Source organism: Apilactobacillus quenuiae, assembly GCF_002994005.1.
Taxonomy (GTDB): Bacteria; Bacillota; Bacilli; order Lactobacillales; family Lactobacillaceae; genus Apilactobacillus; species Apilactobacillus quenuiae.
Window position 1 is genome coordinate 337,650 of record NZ_POSN01000001.1, and the last position, 15,051, is coordinate 352,700.

Sequence of the window (15,051 nt, forward strand, 5' to 3'; positions counted from 1 at the left end):
TAACAAAATCTGATTTAAAAGAAATTAAAAATATACAATCTCAGTTTGAAAAATGGGCATTTAATGATTCTAAACAGGCTCCTAATAATAGTTCATTTGTAAGATTGTATCGAAAAGAATATGGTGATCAGCAAAGAACAACTTATGCTACAACTGCGCTAAACAAAACAAGATTAGTAAAAGTTGACGTAATTGCTAGTTTTCCATCTCAAAATGCATTACTAATAGAACAACAAGTTCCTTTATTAAGTAATTTAGTTGATTTTTATACTTATAAATATAATCAAAATTTTAAAATAAATTTTTGGATTGAGACTATAATGTTTTTGCCTCAAAAATTATTGTTATATCTAGGTATTAAACAAGAATCTGTTGCAAGTAAGCTTTTAAATTTAATATATTGGATATTTGGATTAACGTATCCAATAATAAAAACATTAATTTATGAATATATTCATAAAACCATTTAAATATTATTTATATAATCCAAAATCTCTATAATTATTAATATCAATCCTGAGAATGTTGTTGCGGATAAAAATGCAAGTATTATTTGACCCCACCAATATGGAAATATAAACCAAAGATTAATTATTATAAATACTTGAAGAATAAAGTACATTATGTGCTTTATTTTTTTATTCATTTATCATCCCTCCTAATATTAATGGGCTTCTCACCCCATTTGAGTAGTTAGGCTACTGTCCTATTTAATTTATCAGAATGGTAAATCTTCATCATCAATATCAATGCTTTCTGGTTGTTTAGCTTCAGAAAATTCATATTCTTTATATGGATTGCTAGGATCTTTTTTGTTAGGACGTTCACTAATATTCATGTTTACTACTACACCCACTTTGTCATTAATTTTTTTATCAATAGCTACATGAATATCAGTTTCATTACCTAATAGAAACATATCCGATGTAACACCCGCATCCATTAATTCACTTAAAGTTAATATTGTTTTCATATTACGTTCTAGAACAAAATCTGGAATTGGATTACCTTTTTTACTAGTTTCAGCAAAGCTAACATTCATTAATTCACTTTCACCAGTGTGTTCACCTTCAATTACCTCAAACTTAAATTTCAAACAGTCATAGCCACTTTTATAAACAGTATGACCAGCTTCTGAAATACTTACTTTATAATCACCAGCTGGTAAACCATTACCACCACCGTTGATGTTGTCTTTCTTTGGATCAAAATCTTTTAAATTGTTATTTACTAAATCTGCTAAACTCATAATACTTTCTCCTTTTAAATTTAATTATTTTTTATTTGTTTTCAGTTGGGCGTTCACTAATAGCCCCTGGTACTGCTTTTAAAATTCTTAATATTTTAGGATCATCAATTTTATCCGCATAGTATTTTTTACGTTTGTCTTTGATAGTTCTTAAATAATTGTTACCTATTTTTTGTGTATGAATTACTAGGTCACAATTGCCGTTGACCACGTTATAATATTTAGTTTTTAAAGATGGAATTTCTTTAGCTTTGCTATTATCACCATCCTTAGTTTCATAACTAACTCTTGAAACATAAACAATGTTTAATGGTAAGGACTTTAAATTCATTACTAAATCCTGTAATACCGTGTTAAAAGTTGCATAGCCTTTTCCGTAACCAATATCAGCTAAAGATTTAACCCCTGCTTCTGTACATATTGCCTGTTCAATCAACTGGCAAATATCATCAATCACGTCCAATACAATGGTTTCATAACCAAACTCTTTCTTTTTATTCTGAGTTTGTAAATCAAACATAATTTCATCTAAATCTTTTAATACTGACTGCTTCAAATTACCATTCTCATTTTTTACATTTCTTAGTTGAATCGATGGAGCGGGATTGGCCAATGAATTACCATCAGTGTTTAAAAATAATGGTTTAGGAAACCTTTCTGCTAAATAACTTTTTCCGCTCATTGTTGCACCATAGATAAAATAATTTCTAGGTGTATCAATGGTGGGTTTAGGTTCATTAATTGGTAAAATACTCATTTCTTAATAATTCCTTTCCTCTTGCCTTGCATGTAAGACCAACCTTTTTTATAGCCGTGTAACTCTGCAAAAGCTTTTAATTGTTTCATGCTATGCAGTTCACCAATCGTCTTACCAGCAACTTCTTTATATAGATTGTTTTGCATAATTTTATCTATTCTTTGCACTCGTTTATTTTTGCGTTCCGTAATTTTTTTCAGTTCTGCTTTACTATCAACTGCGATTTCTGAATTACTATTATCAGTTAATATCGCATTACAGAATGGACAAAAATTATTCGTTCGATAGAATGTTGCAAAACAGTTATTACATACAGTGACCGGTTTAATTTGTTCACCAGTGGATGATTTACTTTTATTTTTACCCTTCAGCGACCAATGACGTTCATCTGTGGGTAAACCAAATTTTTCAACATTCCCAACATGGTCAATAATGATAGCCCGTTTACCTAAGCGATAATTCATAGATCGCATACTGAACTGTAAAAATAAGCTTAGTGATTTCGTTGGTCTCAACTGAATTACTGTATCTACTCCTGGTAAATCAAGTCCTTCAGTAAATAATTCAACATTAGTTAAAACCTTTATTTTGCCATTCTTAAATTTCTTAATAATTTCATCCCGTTTGGTCTGTTCAGTAGATCCATCAACTTCAACCGAACTAATTCCTACTTTATTGAAAGCTGCAGCTAGTTTTTTGGCACTTTGAACATTATGACAATAAGCAATTGCATTAGTTCCATTTGCTATTTTTTGATAATTTTTAACTGCATTACCATATATTTTGGGTTTCATTGCATCATCAATTGAATTATTGGTATATTCACCATGGTTAGTCTTTAGTTCATTTACATTAATAAATTTTGGTGCATAATAATCAACTGGTGATAAACGATTATGTTTGATTAGCCAACTTACTTGGCGACCTTCAATTAAATCATCTGCAACATTTTCAAATCCTTTACCACTTAGGCGATAAGGAGTTCCCGTAAACATTAATCTGATTGTTTTGGGGAAATGTGCGATAATGTTTAAATATGAACGAGCTAAAACATGATGAGCTTCATCAATTAAAATTAAATTAGGTAGTTTTAATTTATTCACCTTACGAGTTAATGTTTGCACCATCCCTACTGTACATAATTCAGGATCAACACCTTGCTCCTTAAATGTTGCTTTAACTTGTTGAATAATTTCTTTTCTGTGAACTATAAACAAAACCCGATTACCCTTTGCAGTGGTTCTACGAGCAATTTCAGCCATAATGACAGTTTTTCCAGATCGAGGTGGATACTGTACAATAATAGATTTATTACCCTTAACCAATGATTCTTGGATATTCTCAATGGTTTCATTTTGATAATCACGTAATTTAAACATTATTATTCAGTTCCTTTATTTAGCTTGAAACTTACGCTTTCAGTCTGTTCAAATTTAATTCCGTCAATAATTTGACCATTATCATCAATGGCTTTTCCATCAACAATTTGATAATGTTTTTTAAGTTCATTTTTGCTAAATTTATACTCAGTCTTAATCATTTTTGGTTGATTCATACGAACGTAATTTAGCAATTTATCATCGTTATATTTAGGCTTATGCAAATTTTTAACAATGGTCCTTCCAAATGGAACATCAATTTTGCCACCTGGTTTGGTAATCCGATAATCATTTAACTTAGATTGCATGTAATCACGTTGATCAATAATCTTGTTGGCTTTTCTCTCATACCAACTATTAACTTGATCCATGTATGCTTGTTTCTGCTTATCTAAATCAATTAATTTTTGTTTATCTTCAGCTAATTTACTAAAAGCCCAATTAGCCGTCATATCATCTTGAATAATAAATTCTGATTCACTCATTACAGATATTCTCCTTTAAACTTTCTTGTCTTGAAGCAATTATCAAATCAATATAATTACTGTAATCATGTAATTGTTGAACTTGTTCTTTAGTTAACTCAATCAAATTATTTACTTCTAAATTCAGCTAAGTAATCATCTAATGCATCATGTGCATCTGAATAGGAACAATTATTTGATACATCAATTAACATGCTTTCAGCAAAACTTTTCTCATGATGTGTACATGCATATAAAAAGCTATCTAATGCATCATCTGAAGATGTATATAAATTTTCCATAATGATTCACCACTTTTTGCTTTGAAATAATTGTCCATAACTATTAGAATTAAAGTGGATTAAATAATTACTAATGTATTTATCTCGGTCGTTGATGCTGGTGACATCAACGGCTTTTTCTTTTGCGTGAAATAATCTCGTTATAAATCTGAACATATTTAAATCCTCCATCCTACTTTGTACATATTTTGAATAGTTAGTTCTCTTGCTTTCACTTCTTCTTTGAGTGAATCGATTTTGTTGTCTTTATCGATAAGCATTTTTGATTGCTTACCTAATAAGCTATCTTTCAAATCTAATTGAGCTTGCTTTTCATGTAGCTTAGAATTAACAATGTCTAATTCTTGTTGTTTTTCCATTAAGTCGTCATATAAGTCTTTTAGCGGACGTCTAACGCCTGTTAAATACGCTGTTGGCATAGTTAAATTCTCCTTTTGTTATAATGTTTAATGAAAGGTGGTGAATAATAATGGATGAAAAAGAATTTGATGAAAAATATAATAAATATTTTAAAGAAGCTAGTGATGAAATAAGACCTAAGATTCAAGAAAAAACGCAAAAAATATTAGACAAGTTTAAAAAGCGTTCAAAAGATATTAGAAAAAATCAGAAAGATTTTGAGAAACGTATTTCTGATGATTTGGAAGAACGTGATGAATTGATGATTGAATTCATGAAAATAAATTCAATCAGAGATAATTCAGTAAATAAAAGAGTCTTAAAGAAGTTCTTTGTTAATAAATAAATTTTTATGCATTTTGTTTGTGATCTCATCTATCGTTTTATCAGCATATTCACTAATCTCTTGGCTATTCGCAGTAGCTGAGAGATTTTTTAGTATACTTTTAATTTCATCTGGCTTGCCTTCAATAGTTAGTTTCATTACATCCCCTCCTTACATAATTATGTCGAAACTGAGGCTTTTCTTTAAAAGTCCTTTGATGTATTGCTTATCATTGATAATTTCTGGATGATTTTTTAATTCTTCAAAGAAATCATCATCAATATCAATATTTAGTGGTAACTTAATTTTTCCTAAACTTTCATCCATTACATACACCTCCTAATAACATGTATGAAGAAAAATATGATCAATCTCTTCCATACTCATATTTAGTATTTTCTCAATTACAAGCATTTCACCAAAAGTAAAATCATCATTTCTTGATTTCCTGTAAAATGTTGACTTGGATATTTTTATTCCTTTTTCGTGCATTGCATCAACCACGTCGTTTACTGTTTTTCCTTTGTACTTAATTAAATTGATTAACATAATGAATTTCTCCCTTTAAACTTTGTTTCACTTTTAACAACACTAGCATCTAAAAAAATATCTTTTTTATCAACTTTAAGAAGTAATGAAATAAAATTTGCAACTGGAGCTGATAAATTACTTCTTTTGTGAATAACGGCCGAAAGATAAACCCGAGTAACACCTAAAGTACTAGCGAATTCGTTATTATTCATACCAGTTTGTCTAATTAATTTTTGAAAGTAATCTGAATTTTTAACTACGTAAGTGATCATTTATATCGATACCCCCCTTTCAACAATTTATATAATACAATACTGTTTCACTTAATGCAACACTTTTTAATCAAAAAGTGAAAAAATATTGTTCACTTTTGTAAACAGTGTGTTAAATTATTAATTAGAAAATACATATTTGGGAGAAAAGAAAATGGACAATAAAAAATTGGGTACAGAAATACATAAATTAAGAGACAGTCAAAAAATGAGTATAAGACAACTAAGTACATACGCAGATATTTCTGCTAGCTATTTATCTAGATTAGAAAATAATAAAGTTAGCAATAAGATAAAACCATCAACCATAGATAAGATCTCTAAAGCACTTCATATTTCTTCAAAGGAATTATATGAAGCAGCAGGATATGATGATTTAAACAATAATGAAGAAAAGGATATTGCACAAATGATTGATAATGGTGATTATATGACTTTTCAAGGTAAAGAGTTAACTGACGAAGATAAAGAGCTATTAAAAAGATTATTAAGGAAGTAATATATGTACAGTGATATTTTAAAGGATTTATTAAACTACGCATTTGATCATGGAATTGGTGTTGAAACAGTACACGCTAATATGGATACACCTTGCTTAGTACTTAATGATAAAAAATTAATAGTTTTAAATTTAAATTGGAACAATGCTCAAATTCCGTTTGCCCTATCTCATGAAATAGCTCATATTCTAAATGAAGATGAATTATCACTTTATAAATCTGATAGTTGTAATTATAAGTTATCATTTGAATATAACGCTAATATCAAAGCTCTAAATATACTGGTGCCTGCATATTTAAAAAAATGTGAATACACTATAAATAATATTTATCCTTTAATGAGACAATTGAATATACCTGGAAAATTGGTGAATGAAACAAAACATATAACATCTAAATATATACAAAAAGGCTGCTAGGATAACAAGCAGCCTATTTTTTATACATATAATTATGATATTATAGTTATATTACATAATTAAGGGAGAGATAATAAGTGTTCTTAGACATATTTAAAATTAACAAATTTAAAAGAAAAATTAAGGCTTTAGAAACAGAAAACAATAATATTAGTGAAGAAAACAACAGGCTTAACCAAAAGTTAAATGTTAAGTTATCACTACAGGCAATGTCAGCAAATGATTTAAATAATTTAATACATAAAAGAGAAAAAGAAAAAAATGATATTGAAACAGAAACAACATTAGAAAAGGATAAATTAAAAGCAATAATGGAAGAGATTGGTAAAAAACAAGAAGCCCTAGAAGATTTAAAAGCGGAAGTTGGAGATCTAAATTCTAATGTTGAAATTAGCAACTATGGGCTTTATGATTCTAATTATAAGTTTGAAAGTTCTTGGGAATACAAAGAAAAATTAAAGAAAATCAGGCAAAAGGAAAAGGACTCTATAAAAAATAAAACAGCTGTTCATTATGATCCTAATTGGAGATTAAACGGAAGCATTGCAATGGGTAAGAGTTTAATAAGAAAGAATATTAAAGCAATGATGAGAAGTTTTAATAACGAATGTACAGAAGCAATTAAAAAAGTAAATCATTCTAATTATTATAGAATTGAAAATAGAATAATTAAATCTTGTGAACAACATAATAAAATGTATAGTTTAAACGATCTAAGAATAGAACAATTTTATTTAGATTATAAAATAAACGAATTAGATTTAGCTTTTGGGTATGAGCTTAAAAAAGAAGAAGAAAAAGAACAACTTAAAGAGGAAAGAAGAAAAGAAAGAGAAGAAAAACAGCTTAAAAAAGATGTTGAAAAACAAAATAAAAGTATAGATAAAGATATAGATCACTACAGTAAGGCTATTGAAGAATTAGAAGCACGAGAAGACCAAACACAAGAACTTAAAGATGAGATTAAAAGTCTAAAACAAAAAATAAAAGACAACAATGACAAAAAAGATGGCCTAAATAGTACTTTATATAATGCACAAGCTGGATATGTTTATATAATTTCTAATATTGGATCATTAGGTAAAAATATTGTTAAGATAGGTGTAACTAGAAGATTAAAACCTGAGGATAGAGTTAGAGAGTTAAGTAGTGCTTCAGTACCTTTTAAGTTTGATATTCACGCTCTTATTTTTAGTACTGATGCTTTTGCGTTAGAAAATAAATTACACAAAAGATTTAGTAAAAATAGAGTAAATAAAATAAATGGTAGAAAAGAATTTTTTCATATAAGCATAGATGAAATAGAAAATGAACTAAAAAAATATGATAATGTTACGGTAGACTTCAACGAAATACCTGTAGCCGATGAATATAGAGAAACACTAAAAATTGATAATAAGGCAGCAGAAAAACAAAAGATTGATTGTTTATTGGAATAAAAAATGAAAAAAGTAATTTTAATATTTATGTTTTTTGTGGTTATTGTAGTTGGCCTTATAGTATATGACCAAGAAGGAGCATACTCAACTAGCCATCAATTCAATAAGGTTATCAGGTATCCCACCACCAGAATTAAAAAGTACTGTATCAATAGCTATACTTTTAATTATATTAAAAATCATGATAAACAAGAACTAAAAAATATAACAGACAATCAAGGTGGTGGAGATGTATTTTATTATGTTGCAACATACATCAATAAGAAGATAGGTATATATGGAAAAATAAACGAATCAGGATTTCACTTGTTAATGCCTTCATATAAGGTTAAGAAAATTATCATATATAAATGATTCTTTCACAATAAATAAGCCACCCTATTAATAATTAAGATAAGGTGGTTTTTAATGTATATTGCTTTTTGTTTGTATTACCTTTGCAAATTGCTATACAATAATCTTTAATAAAAATTAAGGAGTGTTTTTCATGATCGTAGTAAACGTAAGAATGACTGTTAATCCTAACAAAAAAGCTGAATATCTAAAATTTATTAATGATTTAGTAAATAAGTCATTGAAAGATAAGGGTAACTTGTCATATGCTCATTATCAAGATACTAACGACAAAAACAAATATTTAATCTTAGAACATTGGGATAACCAAGAAGACTTAGATGCTCATTTAAAAACTAAACATTTAATAAATTTCCAAGAACATATTGGAGAATTTGTTACCGAAAAGCCTGAACTATTGTTCTTAAATGAAAAATAGATTTAATATGAAAAACCACCCTATCACTAAATTTTGATAAGGTGGCTTTATTATTTATATTGCTTATTTTTCTTGAATAAGCGAAACATAGTTGGAATTATGATAATGGCAGTAAATATAAAGAATGCAGTCCAATGCCAGTCATTTATTGGTAAATTACGAGACATTAATTGGATAAATCCAATTATTATAATAACCGCAAGCATGATAGTAGATATTGTAGTTTTTCTCAAAGTAAATTCCTCCTTATTTCTTATATTTAAGGATAACATACTAATAAATATATGGAGCTAGGCCATCTAAAATAATTTGAAAATAAGTCTAAACGTGGTTATTAATTCTCATGATTCAAGTTATTATAAATATGAATCAATGACAACTAATAGTTCATTGGTATAAAAAATAAAATAGTACCCGATCTATCCGAATGTGGATAAGGTGACTATTTTTTAATTTTTATTGATTAATGAAAATAGTTTTGAAAGTAGTCCATTATTAAAAATAATTATAAATATAATAACTACATATGTAATATAAAATCTAATGCATTTTTTACTAAAATTAGTTCTTTCAGCAGTAATCCTTAGTGATTGAATTAAACAAACTACAATTAATGTTAAACTTATAATTCCATAAAGTACAAATCCAAAATTATTAAAACTTTTAAAGATGTGTAAAAGATTAGATATATTATCTGACATATTATTGCAAAAATTTTTTATTAAGCTTTTTTCAAATAAGTGTTTTGAATTATAGTTAATGTGTTTGAATATATTAGTCTTGTAAAAAAACATTTTAGCAAAATGTGAAGTGTTAAATCTCAATAAAATCAATATCAATAAATAAAATAATTGATTCAAATATAAATGAATGTTTATAGCCATCTTCTTAAAATATCTCATAACAAAGTAATACAATATAGATACTAAACAAGATAAAACAGCAAACCACCATATAATACCTGGCAAAATAAGTAAAAACGCAAGAAAAAACAAACCAAGAAGAAGACCCTCAAATATATCTGAAGTATCATTAAAGTTAAACATTTTATCAAGTACTTCTAGTATAGTATCAGCTAATTTTGCAGTCCAAGGTTTTTTCCCATTACCACCATTCCCATTACCACCATTACTGGGTACACCTGTATATAAATAATTCTTGGTAACATTGTGAACAGAATTATCATTTAAAGTACTGTTGTTAATATTATTGTGATCATGAAACTTCAAATAAACATCTCCTTATAATAATATACATTTTAAGTGACATCTATTAATTATACACAATATATGTATAATTTAAATATATTGTTCGCATATTTTGTGATAAAATGATAATAATTATTTTATAGGAGTACTAAAATGAAAGAAAAAGAATATGAACAAGTTGTTAATATTACAAAAATTAATGACGATACACAATACTGGTTTTTTAGAGCGGGAACTGGGGCAAGATATTTAACAGATTTTTATATAAATAATTATATAGGAATTGCAAATGATGGATTCACTTTGAAATATTTAAAAAAAATTAAAGCAGAAGTTATAGAAAACAATAAGAATATAAAAGAAAATATATATAATAAACAAAAAGAAATGTTAAAAAATGCAATTATAGAAAAAAATAAAAAAGTTCTAATAAAGCATGACATATCTGACAAAGAAATTGAATTTCTTCTTGAATTAAATGATTCAGAAATAGATAGTGAAGTTAATAAAATTTTACAAAATAAAAAAATAAAAAACAAAATACAAGTTCAATATCAAGAATTAATAAATTTAGAGTTAGAACAAAAATATAAATCAATATTTTTTAATAAAATGAAAAAAATAAAAGAAGACGATAAAAAGCTAATATATAAAGATGAAAAAGAAAAGCAAAGTCTTACAGATGAGGAAATGACTTCCATAAAAAGGTCTAGTTCTATTCAGGCTGTTAAAAGCTTAGACTTTATAAATAATATGAAAGTTGGAGATATTTTATTAATTCCAGAAAAGAGAACTAATGGTTTTCATATAGGTTATATAGATAGCGATATATTTGAGGATACAATAGAACATAGAGAAATTGGATCAGAATATATAACTTCTGATTTCAACAAAAAAAGAAAAATTCATTGGATTAAAAGAATAGATCTTAAAGACCTTCCTGACAAATTATATTGGATTAAAACCGCACATAAAGCTATATTCAATATAGATGAAAATGCGAAAAGTATAAATACAATAATAAGCAATCTTTATTTATACAAAGGAGAGATACATTCAATACTTAACATAAAAACCAATGATTCAATAACCTCTGATGAATGGTTAGAATTTCAACAAGCAATTAAAAGTATAACTAAAGAAGATAACAAGTATATAAATCAAAAACAAAAAGTTCAAAGTCCTGGTATTATAGAATTATTTACTAATTGGAATTATTCATTACCTCTAATAACATCTTCGATAATTTTAACCTCATTAGTTGCCGGAAAAATTAACGGAATTAAGATAGGAAAAGCAAAGTTTAATGTTAAATTAACCGGATTATTAAGAAAAGAAGGATTACTTGGTCATGTTATATACAAAGAAAATAGGCTAAAAACACAAATTAAAAATACAAAGCTTGAAAATGAGTTAGAATCCATAAAAAATAAAAAAGGAAATCAAGAAGAAAAAAATATAACGGTGGAAGATAAAATAAAAACACTATCTAAAAATGAAAAAGATAGTGTAGAAAATATATCTCACAAAATGAACATAACTAGTGATGGAATTGGAAACAAATATTCAGAGAAAAATCAAAAGGATAATTAGAATTTTTTAAAGGCTTAATTCTTACAAACATGACAATTAATATTATAGGTATAGTTATGCTTAAAACTTGAGGAGCCCTTATAATGAATAGTATCAAATAAATAACAGAAAATACATTAGAGTATCCAAAGATTTTTTGAATTTGTTTAATCACAATCACTACCCCCTCTTTCAAATGTATATAACTATTGTTACATTATACAATAGTTTTCAAAAAAATAAAGGAGCTACCATATAAACCGACTAAAAGAGTTAGACATAAGGTCCAATCTTTTAAGTCATAATTGGTAACTCCTTTTTATATACTACCATTCCCAACGGCAATTATTTTTTAATTTCTTTGATAGCTGATTTTCCACAATATTTTATTCCATTATAAAAATAACTTATTTATTATAGATGCTTTATAATTCCCGCCCCCACGGATAATTATTTTTCTAATAAATATTTAGTTATTTCTTGTTTGTTAAAAAAGCAAATGTCCATATCTTCTATGAAATGAACAGGTAATCCATACTTCATTAATTTATCTAAAGAATTCCGACTAACTCCTAACCATTTAGAAGCAGCTAACTTACCCTTAATCCAAGGGCTATCTATACCTGCTTCTTTTTTTGCATCGTCAATTGCTTTATTCAGGATACCGTTAATACTATGGTAAATTTCGGTTGCCTGATTTTTTGGTAATTGTACTAACATTCCAATCTCCCCTTCTTTTTATAACTTATAGCTATACTTTTCTTTACTTAAATTTAAAAATAAAGAAGAAATAATCATTTCTTCAAAAACAATGTTAATACATGTTCAAAACATTTTCAACATTTTTCTTTACTATACTTTACATATCATATATGTTCATTATAATAATATTAAGGAGATGAGTATATGAGTACAGGAAATAAAATTAAAAATATTAGATACCGTCTTGGATTAAGTCAACAAGGATTTGCAGATCTATTAAACAAAAAAATAAATGATAATTTTAGTAAAGGAACTGTAAATAACTGGGAAAAAGAAAGAAACTTACCTAACAATAAGCGTTTAAAAGCAATTGCAGAAATTGGTGATACAACTATTTTCGAATTACTAAATGATGGTGAAAAAGGTACCCATAAAGTAGGTCCATTAAACAAAAATATTGTAGAAGTTTTTGAGAATAGACGTAAAGAATTACACATTAAAAAGTCTACATGGGCAAATTATGTTGGTATTTCAACAATGCAGTTAAGCAGATATGAAAAAAGAAATTTCATAAATATTAAAGACTCTTTTTTAAACAAAAGTTTGGAAATATTAAATATATCTCCTCGAGTGGCTTTTGACAAAATTAATTTTTTTGAATCATATGATGACTATAAAATTTTTCTTTCAAGGAAAACATATATTGATGATAATATTAGCAAGTTTAACAATGAACAAATTAATAAAATATATAATGCTGTAAAAGATTTAAAGAATCTCTAAAAATACATACCGCCCCCACGGATGTACGGAGATGAAATAATTTGGCAAGTATTAAGAAATATAAAAACAAAGATAATAAAATAAGATATAGTTTCCAAGTTTATTTAGGATTAGATAAACAAACTGGGAAAAAGATGAGAACCACTAGAAGAGGTTTTAAGACAAAAAAAGAAGCCAATTTAGAAGCATCTAAATTAGAAATTCAAATTGCTCAAGGTGACTTAAAAAAACAAACTAATATTAAATTCTTGGATGTATATAAAGAATGGTTCCCATCATATAAAAATACTGTCCGTGTTTCTACATGGGCAAGATCTATTGGTATGTTTAAAAATCACATTTTGCCATCACTAGGTAATAAAAAGATAGAAACGATTAAACCTAATGATGTACAAATTGCAGTCAATAAATGGTTTAAATTTGCACCTAATAATAGTAAAAAATGGTATTACTATTCATCCATGGTATTTGACTATGCTATGAAACAAGAATATATATCAAAGAACCCCTGTAAAATGGTAACATTACCCAGACGTAAACCTGTTTCAGGAGATAAGCCTGCTAATTTTTGGACTAAAAATCAATTAATGGAATTTTTTAAATATATTGATAAAGACAAAAATACAGAAAAGTTTACACTATTTCGTGTCCTGGCATTCACTGGTATTAGACGTGGCGAATGTTTAGCTTTAACCTGGGGTGATATTAACTTCAACGAAAACACTTTAAGAGTAAATAAAACTCTAACGCAAGGTATTAAAGGTAAACAAATCGTACAGGCACCTAAGACACGTAAAGGTAGACGTACCATTATTTTAGATAAATTAACTATCAATTATTTAAAAGAATGGCATATGAAACAAAGAAAATTATTTTTAAAGTATGGATTTAATACCATCAATAAATCACAATTAGTATTTACAACTAATAACAACACGCATAAAAGTTTAAATACTCCTGGAAAATGGTTAAGTAAGATTATAAAGGATCATAATTTAAAGAAAATTACTGTGCATGGATTTAGACATACACATGCCTCTGCATTATTTGCAGCTGGAGCTTCAATAAAAGAGGTACAGGAGCGTTTAGGGCATGAAGATGTACAAACTACAATGAACATCTATACGCACGTTACTAACAACCAAAATAAAGATGCTGTCAAAAAGCTTACTAATTACCTTAATTTTTAGTTAAAAATTGAATGCCCTTTTGAATGCCCCACTGACTACCCTTTGATGTTAAAATAATGAACTCATATAAATAGAAAAATCATTGATAAAGTTGATTTACCAATGATTTTGACAGTTTATGAACATGTATGAATACTGCTTTAAGGAGAGTACAGGAGTCGAACCTGCCCGCCGGAAAAACCGGTTCGTCGGATTTCGAGTCCGATGCATTACCGCTCTGCCAACTCTCCATAATAACGATGTGAACAAGTCACATCATAAATAATTTTAATATTGTAAAAGACTTAAAAGATCATAGTCCTTAATCTTATCTCGACCTTTTAATTCAGAAATTTCAATGATAAAAGCTGTTCCAACAACAATACCACCTAATTTTTCAACTAATTCAATGGTAGCCTCGATAGTTCCACCAGTTGCTAATAAGTCATCGGTAATTAAAACTCTTTGACCTGGTTTAACAGCATCAGCATGAATGTATAAAGATGATTTTCCATATTCTAATCCATAAGACGCCCCTATAACCTTGCCTGGAAGTTTACCCTTTTTTCTTGCAGGCACAAATCCAATACCTAAATCATAAGCTACTGGACAACCAACAATAAAACCACGAGCTTCAGGACCAACAACTAAATCCACTTTCTTATCTCTTGCATATCTGACAATTTTATCTGTAGCCTCATGATATGCTTCACCATTTTCCATAAGTGGAGAAATATCTCTAAAAGTAACTCCTTTTTCTGGAAAATTGTCATAACTAGCAACATATTTATACAAATCAAGTGCCATTG

General features: G+C 27.6%; 26 protein-coding genes and 1 tRNA gene. 10 read left to right on the top strand and 17 right to left on the bottom strand.

The window, feature by feature from the left end:
* Positions 1-104: 104 nt before the first annotated feature.
* The gene (locus tag C7N44_RS01775; protein ID WP_105956206.1) at positions 105-470 is read left to right on the top strand and encodes a hypothetical protein; all 366 of its coding nucleotides are present in this window, start codon (positions 105-107) and stop codon (positions 468-470) included.
* On the opposite strand, the gene C7N44_RS08105 is transcribed toward C7N44_RS01775, so the two are convergent.
* From C7N44_RS08105 to C7N44_RS01805, 8 genes are all read right to left on the bottom strand, one after another.
* Positions 467-646 carry a hypothetical protein gene (locus C7N44_RS08105; protein ID WP_105956207.1) on the bottom strand — a complete coding sequence of 60 codons (180 nt, stop codon included), beginning with the start codon at positions 644-646 and terminating at the stop codon, positions 467-469. The two genes, C7N44_RS01775 and C7N44_RS08105, sit on opposite strands and share 4 nt — an antisense overlap.
* A gap of 72 nt (positions 647-718) precedes the next feature.
* Positions 719-1,249, bottom strand: a complete 531-nt coding sequence (locus C7N44_RS01785; RefSeq protein WP_105956208.1) for a DUF669 domain-containing protein — start codon at positions 1,247-1,249, stop codon at positions 719-721.
* Between the two features lie 31 nt (positions 1,250-1,280).
* Positions 1,281-2,006, bottom strand: coding sequence for an AAA family ATPase (locus tag C7N44_RS01790; RefSeq protein ID WP_105956209.1), 726 nt, complete (start codon positions 2,004-2,006; stop codon positions 1,281-1,283).
* On the bottom strand, positions 2,003-3,385 hold the full coding sequence (locus C7N44_RS01795; protein ID WP_105956210.1) for a DEAD/DEAH box helicase: 1,383 nt from the start codon (positions 3,383-3,385) through the stop codon (positions 2,003-2,005). Before C7N44_RS01795 ends, C7N44_RS01790 begins: the two co-directional genes overlap by 4 nt.
* Before the next feature lie 2 nt (positions 3,386-3,387).
* Positions 3,388-3,870 carry a host-nuclease inhibitor Gam family protein gene (locus C7N44_RS01800; RefSeq protein ID WP_105956211.1) on the bottom strand — a complete coding sequence of 161 codons (483 nt, stop codon included), beginning with the start codon at positions 3,868-3,870 and terminating at the stop codon, positions 3,388-3,390.
* Positions 3,871-3,977: 107 nt separating this feature from the next.
* Positions 3,978-4,151 (bottom strand): hypothetical protein, encoded by a 174-nt coding sequence (locus C7N44_RS07960; protein ID WP_157945010.1) that lies wholly within the window; start codon positions 4,149-4,151, stop codon positions 3,978-3,980.
* Between the two features lie 6 nt (positions 4,152-4,157).
* Entirely contained in the window at positions 4,158-4,307 is a 150-nt protein-coding gene (locus C7N44_RS07965) for a hypothetical protein (protein ID WP_157945011.1), read from the bottom strand.
* A 2-nt stretch (positions 4,308-4,309) separates the two neighbouring features.
* The gene (locus C7N44_RS01805) at positions 4,310-4,570 is read right to left on the bottom strand and encodes a hypothetical protein (RefSeq protein WP_105956212.1); all 261 of its coding nucleotides are present in this window, start codon (positions 4,568-4,570) and stop codon (positions 4,310-4,312) included.
* Between the two features lie 50 nt (positions 4,571-4,620).
* On the opposite strand from C7N44_RS01805, the gene C7N44_RS01810 reads away from it, so the two are divergent.
* Positions 4,621-4,896 (top strand): hypothetical protein, encoded by a 276-nt coding sequence (locus tag C7N44_RS01810; RefSeq protein WP_105956213.1) that lies wholly within the window; start codon positions 4,621-4,623, stop codon positions 4,894-4,896.
* On the opposite strand, the gene C7N44_RS07970 is transcribed toward C7N44_RS01810, so the two are convergent.
* From C7N44_RS07970 to C7N44_RS01820, 4 genes are read right to left on the bottom strand one after another with little or no spacing between them, the layout of a single operon-like run.
* Positions 4,870-5,034, bottom strand: a complete 165-nt coding sequence (locus C7N44_RS07970) for a hypothetical protein (protein ID WP_157945012.1) — start codon at positions 5,032-5,034, stop codon at positions 4,870-4,872. The genes C7N44_RS01810 and C7N44_RS07970 overlap by 27 nt on opposite strands.
* A 12-nt stretch (positions 5,035-5,046) precedes the next feature.
* Positions 5,047-5,202, bottom strand: coding sequence for a hypothetical protein (locus C7N44_RS07975; RefSeq protein WP_157945013.1), 156 nt, complete (start codon positions 5,200-5,202; stop codon positions 5,047-5,049).
* Between the two features lie 12 nt (positions 5,203-5,214).
* Positions 5,215-5,424 carry a hypothetical protein gene (locus C7N44_RS01815; protein ID WP_105956214.1) on the bottom strand — a complete coding sequence of 70 codons (210 nt, stop codon included), beginning with the start codon at positions 5,422-5,424 and terminating at the stop codon, positions 5,215-5,217.
* Complete coding sequence (locus C7N44_RS01820) at positions 5,418-5,678, bottom strand: helix-turn-helix domain-containing protein (protein WP_105956215.1); 261 nt, start codon at positions 5,676-5,678, stop codon at positions 5,418-5,420. Before C7N44_RS01820 ends, C7N44_RS01815 begins: the two co-directional genes overlap by 7 nt.
* A 154-nt stretch (positions 5,679-5,832) precedes the next feature.
* Between C7N44_RS01820 and C7N44_RS01825 the strand changes: the two genes are divergently transcribed.
* The 5 genes from C7N44_RS01825 to C7N44_RS01845 all read left to right on the top strand — a co-directional run bounded on the left by C7N44_RS01825 (position 5,833) and on the right by C7N44_RS01845 (position 8,808).
* A complete protein-coding gene (locus C7N44_RS01825) occupies positions 5,833-6,177 on the top strand; it encodes a helix-turn-helix domain-containing protein (RefSeq protein ID WP_105956216.1) in 345 nt (114 codons plus the stop codon).
* A gap of 3 nt (positions 6,178-6,180) precedes the next feature.
* Positions 6,181-6,597, top strand: coding sequence for a M78 family metallopeptidase domain-containing protein (locus tag C7N44_RS01830; protein ID WP_105956217.1), 417 nt, complete (start codon positions 6,181-6,183; stop codon positions 6,595-6,597).
* A 77-nt stretch (positions 6,598-6,674) separates the two neighbouring features.
* Positions 6,675-8,036, top strand: coding sequence for a DUF4041 domain-containing protein (locus tag C7N44_RS01835; protein ID WP_105956218.1), 1,362 nt, complete (start codon positions 6,675-6,677; stop codon positions 8,034-8,036).
* Positions 8,037-8,039: 3 nt separating this feature from the next.
* Positions 8,040-8,390 carry a hypothetical protein gene (locus tag C7N44_RS01840; protein WP_105956219.1) on the top strand — a complete coding sequence of 117 codons (351 nt, stop codon included), beginning with the start codon at positions 8,040-8,042 and terminating at the stop codon, positions 8,388-8,390.
* A gap of 133 nt (positions 8,391-8,523) precedes the next feature.
* Complete coding sequence (locus C7N44_RS01845; RefSeq protein ID WP_105956220.1) at positions 8,524-8,808, top strand: putative quinol monooxygenase; 285 nt, start codon at positions 8,524-8,526, stop codon at positions 8,806-8,808.
* A gap of 50 nt (positions 8,809-8,858) precedes the next feature.
* Here C7N44_RS01845 and C7N44_RS01850 read toward each other — a convergent pair whose 3' ends face one another.
* On the bottom strand, positions 8,859-9,041 hold the full coding sequence (locus tag C7N44_RS01850) for a hypothetical protein (protein WP_105956221.1): 183 nt from the start codon (positions 9,039-9,041) through the stop codon (positions 8,859-8,861).
* A 216-nt stretch (positions 9,042-9,257) separates the two neighbouring features.
* A complete protein-coding gene (locus C7N44_RS01855) occupies positions 9,258-10,037 on the bottom strand; it encodes a hypothetical protein (RefSeq protein WP_105956222.1) in 780 nt (259 codons plus the stop codon).
* 132 nt (positions 10,038-10,169) lie between these two features.
* Here C7N44_RS01855 and C7N44_RS01860 point away from each other — a divergent pair, with 132 nt between their 5' ends.
* Positions 10,170-11,609: a hypothetical protein gene (locus C7N44_RS01860; RefSeq protein WP_105956223.1), complete on the top strand. Its 1,440-nt coding sequence runs from the start codon at positions 10,170-10,172 to the stop codon at positions 11,607-11,609.
* 429 nt (positions 11,610-12,038) lie between these two features.
* On the opposite strand, the gene C7N44_RS01865 is transcribed toward C7N44_RS01860, so the two are convergent.
* Complete coding sequence (locus C7N44_RS01865) at positions 12,039-12,308, bottom strand: hypothetical protein (protein WP_105956224.1); 270 nt, start codon at positions 12,306-12,308, stop codon at positions 12,039-12,041.
* A gap of 186 nt (positions 12,309-12,494) precedes the next feature.
* Here C7N44_RS01865 and C7N44_RS07935 point away from each other — a divergent pair, with 186 nt between their 5' ends.
* Both C7N44_RS07935 and C7N44_RS01875 read left to right on the top strand, forming a co-directional pair.
* Complete coding sequence (locus C7N44_RS07935) at positions 12,495-13,073, top strand: helix-turn-helix transcriptional regulator (protein ID WP_108723413.1); 579 nt, start codon at positions 12,495-12,497, stop codon at positions 13,071-13,073.
* A gap of 41 nt (positions 13,074-13,114) precedes the next feature.
* Positions 13,115-14,263 (top strand): site-specific integrase, encoded by a 1,149-nt coding sequence (locus C7N44_RS01875; protein ID WP_105956225.1) that lies wholly within the window; start codon positions 13,115-13,117, stop codon positions 14,261-14,263.
* A 143-nt stretch (positions 14,264-14,406) separates the two neighbouring features.
* Here the strand turns inward: C7N44_RS01875 and C7N44_RS01880 are convergent.
* Together C7N44_RS01880 and C7N44_RS01885 are read right to left on the bottom strand one after the other, a co-directional pair.
* Positions 14,407-14,493, bottom strand: a tRNA-Ser gene (locus C7N44_RS01880).
* Between the two features lie 37 nt (positions 14,494-14,530).
* A complete protein-coding gene (locus C7N44_RS01885; protein WP_105956226.1) occupies positions 14,531-15,049 on the bottom strand; it encodes an adenine phosphoribosyltransferase in 519 nt (172 codons plus the stop codon).
* Between the last annotated feature and the right edge of the window lie 2 nt (positions 15,050-15,051).